The organism is Rhizobium sp. SEMIA 4085, assembly GCF_013004495.1.
Taxonomy (GTDB): Bacteria; Pseudomonadota; Alphaproteobacteria; order Rhizobiales; family Rhizobiaceae; genus Rhizobium; species Rhizobium gallicum.
Window position 1 is genome coordinate 1 of the sequence record NZ_JABEPH010000404.1, and the last position, 4,926, is coordinate 4,926.

The following is a 4,926-nucleotide window of genomic DNA, read 5'->3' on the forward strand; positions in this document are numbered from 1 at the left end:
ACCCTGGAGACCACGAAATTCCAGTATACCGATGGCATGAGCGATCTAAGCCGCATCAGCCCGGACAACTGGGTTCACGATCAGGCGCTGCTCGATCGTCCCGGCAACAATGACATCCAGCTTGATCTCTTCGATGATTACCGGACCAACGTTCCCCTCTACCCGCAATTCCATGCATTCTTTCTCGAACGCAAGCCGCCGACGTTGATCGTGTGGGGTAAGAACGACAAGATCTTTCCCTCAGAGGGAGCGCGTCCTTATCTTCGTGACCTTCCCGACGCTGAATTGCACCTGCTGGATACCGGACATTTCGCGCTGGAAGACAAGCTGGATGTCATGGCCCCGCTCATTCACGACTTCCTGGACCGGAAAATTGCCGAGGGTAACTGAATAAAAGGCGGCGCAGCTTCCTGTAGCTGCGCGGCTTTCTTTCTCTAGCCCAGCACAGCGCGGGGTTCGAGAAAGGCTTCGAGCCCGAACGCGCCGAATTCGCTTCCGAAGCCTGCTTGAAGCCACCGAAGGGAGCCAGAGGTTCATGAGGCGCGCCATTGATAATGACGCGGCCCGCTTCAATCCGGTCTGCAACTCGTTTCGCCCGGTTTATGTCCAAGGAGAACACCTGGGCCTGCAGGCCATAATCGGTGTCATTTGCAATCGCGATGGCATCCTCCTCATCGTGATACGAGATGAGCGAGAGGACAGGCCGGGCGATGCGCATGTCGTTGCGAACGCCGGTAAAGATGGTCGGCTGCACGAACCTCCCGCCTGACAAACCCTCCGGCCGTCCTTCGCCACCGGCGAGCAAGGTGGCTCCTTCCTTCTTTCCAGTCGAATATAGTCCTGCACGCGATCCCATTGCTTCTGGCTCACCATCGGCCCGACCTGGATCTGTCTGTCGGAAGTATCTGTCGCCTTGCAGTCCTTGACCGCTTGCTGGAGACGTTCCTCGATGTCGCCAAGTCTGCTGTCGGGAGCAAGAATGCGGGTTCCGGCTATGCAGGCTTGCCGCTGTTGCGGAAGCCTGCTGACAGCACCTGCGGGATGGCGACGTCAAGATCGGCATCGTCGAGGATGATGCTGGGGCTCTTGCCGCCAAGCTCCATCGTCACGCGCTTCATCGTTTCCGCTGCCGTCTGGACGATGGCACGGCCGGTGACAGTGGACTCGGTGAAGGTGATCTTCGACACATCGCGGTGCGTGGTCAGTGCTAATCCAACGACGTTGCCGTAAGCGGTCAATGGGAGAACACGGCGTCGCACGACATATTGCTTAGGGCAGGCTCATCCCCGTTGTGAAAGAGTGGAGCCCCCACTATCGAGGCTCAGCCTCTACTTCTCTCAACGCCGGCACATGCCGGCTAAGCTGCGGGGGTTGATAGACCTGATCCGCGAGCGGGCAATTGGCGGCATCTGACGGCCAGTGGTGCCCCTGTCGACGCGGAATGGGTTGACGGTTCGATCCCCCTCAAGACCATCGCGTCGGCTGAATCGTGCTCAATCACCATTGATTGTCCCTTCACGGGTTTGCCTGGTGGTCCAGCAAGGATTGAAGACCCAGAATAATTGCGACATCGGCCACTCTAGTTTGCTTTCCAGTTCGCGTTATCGGGGATCGACCGCTGAGGCACGACAACCTGGATGATGGACGGACTGTTCAGGTTCTCTTTGGCGCCATTTATGGCTTCCTCCAGTTCGCCATAGGTGTCCACTTTCCAGCCTTGGCAGCCAAAGACCTCTGCCAACTTGCTGTAATTCCATCGGTGCAGGATGCATGAATTGTAGAACGGCTTGTCACCATGGAAAACCGATGCATCGGCAAGCCATTGCTCCACGCCATAGATGCCGTTGTCCATCACGAAGATGATCGGGTTGAGATTGAAATGGGCTTGTGTCGAGAGGCATTGAGCGGTCATCTGAAACCCGCCATCTCCCGCAAAGACGATCAGCCTCTGTTTGTCTTGCTTGGCCAGCGAAACCCCGGTCGCGGCCGGGCCGATATAACCGATCGCCGAATAGGATGACTGTACGATGAAACCGCGGCGAGCACCCACTTCAAGAAGCAGGCTCCCGAAATAATTCAAACTCGCGTCGGCACCAACGATAGTATTTCCGTCGATCTGGTGCTGAATGAAATCGTAGAAGCCCTGATATGTAATTTCGCCTGCCGGATTCACGACCGGCGCTAGCCGGGCTGTTTTCGTTGGAAGACGTTGGGCTTTGCACGTCAACCTTTTATCAATCAAGCCGTTGACGAGATCCGCCAGCGAAACCTGTGCGTTGAAGCTCGTGCCATATTTCACTGTATCCCAGGAGGCGAATGCGGTTTTATCGAGATCGATAGGCCAGCCCAAATCATTGATATCAGTCAACCAGACGCCCAGCGCCAATACGAAGTCGGAGTCTTTGACCAAAGACTGGACGTAGGGTGATGACGATTTGCCATCAAACACCCCGGCAAATTGTGCATCGTCTTCCGACAGGATGGCCTTGCTCAAGAGCTCGGTCACGTAGGGAATTTTGAGGTCTCGAATGAGCCGCTCCGCCTGATGGTGAAGGCCAAACCGGTCGACCTCGACACCGATCCAGATCAGGGGTTTGGTAGCGTTTTGCAATCTTTCGCTGATTTGCGCGATCGACTGATTGAGACTGTCCTCGTCGGATATGACCGGCGCCGCTTTTAATGCATTCGACGGGCGCGCGCATTCCAGGTCCACCATATCCTCCAGCAACTCGATATAGACCGGACGTCTTTCCGTGATGCACTGCGTCAGCGCATAATCTATGAGCATTGGCGCAAGATGAGGGCTATCGATGCGGACGGCAGCGGCCGTTATGTATTCGAACACCTGAAGATCCGTTTCCCGCCCGCTGATAAAATGATGCGAACTGTAGCCGGTCTGTTCGAATGTGAGCGTTTTCTTGATGCTTGGCGCACCGTTGATCAGAACAACCGGCACTTTCTCGACGTAAGATCCGGCGATCGCATTTGTTGCGCAAAGCGCGCCTGCGGAATAGGTTACGCACAGCGCACCAATTCCTTTCAGTCTCGCATAGCCGTCAGCCGCATAACCGGCATTCAGTTCATTCACCTCTTCAATGACCTGAATATCGCTTTTCTCGACATAACTGTTCACCCATTCGATCGAATAATCGCCCGCTATGGAAAACAGGTGTCCCAGGCCCAGTTCGCGAAGTCTGTCGACCAGATATTGCCCAACCGTGTATGTCTCGTCCATGTTCCAACGGCTCCCCTGTTGACGACAATTGACGTATATTAAAACTCGCTCGCGTCATCGAATAAGCGAGGTATGTATATGTCGAATATTGCGGGGCATTTTCGTTCGGGAAATCTTTCCAGCATGAAGCGTTTGAAAGTATCATTGGTGAGTCCGTCGCCGGCGGCCTCCATGGCAACGGACAAATATTCTATATTTTTGGCAAGCTCGTTTTTGTCAGCTGGAAAGCCGTGACCGGGAAGGAACAGCTCATAGTCGGACAGCAGCATACCCTGCAAAATCCCAATCCAATGCTCCATGTATTTCGTAAGGTAAAGGTGCGTTCCGCTGTAGATCAGGTCTTGCGCAATGAAAACACCCACGCCCGGAAGACCTATGGTGAGAAGAAAATCGATCTCCGTATCAACGACTTCATCAAATACGTATTTGACTCCGTCGATGATTTCCTCGCCGGCGTGGACAGTTTTTTCGGGAATTACCAGGCTCTTCGGAGCGAGGTTGCCCATTTTCCAATGGTCATTCAGGGAATCCTTCCCATGCTGCTGCAGGAACTCTATCGTTTTCGGCAATGCATAAATCGGAATGTCGCTGAATGCGGCTCCCAGGCCGAACCAATGGTCGGGATGCCTGTGCGACAGGTAAATCCGGTCGATCTCCTTGCCGATACTGTTGGCATACTCCCTGAATTGCCGCGCATAGGGAACGAGAAATTGCCCATCGACAAGAACAAGCTTGTTCCTGCTTTCGATTATGTGCGTTGCATTGGCGATGTTGTCATCCGTGAAAGCTGAAATGAAAGTATGAATACGGACATCGCCTGCTCGCCTGACGATTTTAATGGGATCCGGCAATTGCGCCACCATAGGTATCTCCCTGATTGAAAGGTCGTTTGTTGAGGTTTGACGTTTACTCGGGCAGGGCGGTCAGACAGGATTGGCCACCATGCCGTCCCCGGAGGTGCTGGATGGAGGTGCCCTTTGAGGCGCCTTCTCGGAGATGAAGGCTCCCCAGCATCCTGGAGTAGTTTCCAACATGCGCGGCTGAGCGCCATCACGGATAAGATCGACGACCGTGGGAATCGATCTTTTCCTCCAATGTCTTCAGGGCGGCGCGCGCAACGTCGTAGGCGCTGTCGACGCCCGCCTCCGGCGCGTCCTCATCGGGCCGCCAGAAGCGTCTGCGCGTCATTCTCATCGAGCTCTCGAAGGGTGGAATCGCGTTAAAGACTTCGACGAGATAGGGGCCCGAATAAACCGGCTCGATTTCGCCCAACATAATCTCCCAGGGAATCCAGCTGTCTTTGACAGCGCCCCGGTCCGGTGCTGAGATATGAACGTAATTCAGCCGGCTCTGCTGTGCGGCACGGGCGACATTTTTCCTGAAGATTGCCGGCCCCTGGCTTTCCATCACGACCTGCGCTGTATCGACCGTGACGCCACAGACCGGAATGTCGGCGCTTTCGAGAAAATCCAGCGCTTCCGAGACCATGGTCGGCCCAGGCGTTTCCCAATTCTTGACGGGCTCAATGGCGAGCTTCACTCTCTTATCGGCACTATATTCCGCCAACTCTTGGAAGATGGAGCCCGCCGCCGCGAATCGTGGCTTTATCCAATCCTGAAGCTGTCTCTTATACCACTCTGACGCTGCCGACGAGCGAACTACTGTAGATGTCCGTAGCGACTGCCATCATT

3 protein-coding genes and 2 pseudogenes are annotated in these 4,926 nt (G+C 54.9%); 1 reads left to right on the forward strand and 4 read right to left on the reverse strand.

The window, feature by feature from the left end; genetic code table 11:
• Positions 1–390 (forward strand): alpha/beta hydrolase (locus tag C9413_RS27635; RefSeq protein ID WP_170251183.1); only part of this gene is annotated, 390 nt, incomplete at its 5' end.
• Between the two features lie 44 nt (positions 391–434).
• Here the strand turns inward: C9413_RS27635 and C9413_RS27640 are convergent.
• From C9413_RS27640 to C9413_RS27655, 4 genes and pseudogenes are all read right to left on the reverse strand, one after another.
• A pseudogene (locus C9413_RS27640) lies at positions 435–1,238 on the reverse strand (aldehyde dehydrogenase family protein); the annotation flags it as partial.
• Between the two features lie 341 nt (positions 1,239–1,579).
• On the reverse strand, positions 1,580–3,235 hold the full coding sequence (locus tag C9413_RS27645; protein ID WP_040114760.1) for a thiamine pyrophosphate-dependent enzyme: 1,656 nt from the start codon (positions 3,233–3,235) through the stop codon (positions 1,580–1,582).
• Between the two features lie 38 nt (positions 3,236–3,273).
• A complete protein-coding gene (locus C9413_RS27650; RefSeq protein ID WP_040114761.1) occupies positions 3,274–4,098 on the reverse strand; it encodes an MBL fold metallo-hydrolase in 825 nt (274 codons plus the stop codon).
• Positions 4,099–4,285: 187 nt separating this feature from the next.
• Positions 4,286–4,855, reverse strand: a pseudogene (locus tag C9413_RS27655) (TIM barrel protein); the annotation flags it as partial.
• Positions 4,856–4,926: the final 71 nt, after the last annotated feature.

Coding starts and splice junctions, on each gene's coding strand:
- C9413_RS27645 (WP_040114760.1), bottom strand. CDS start 3,235: ATGGACGAGACATACACGGTTGGGCAATATCTGGTCGACAGACTTCGC.
- C9413_RS27650 (WP_040114761.1), bottom strand. CDS start 4,098: ATGGTGGCGCAATTGCCGGATCCCATTAAAATCGTCAGGCGAGCAGGC.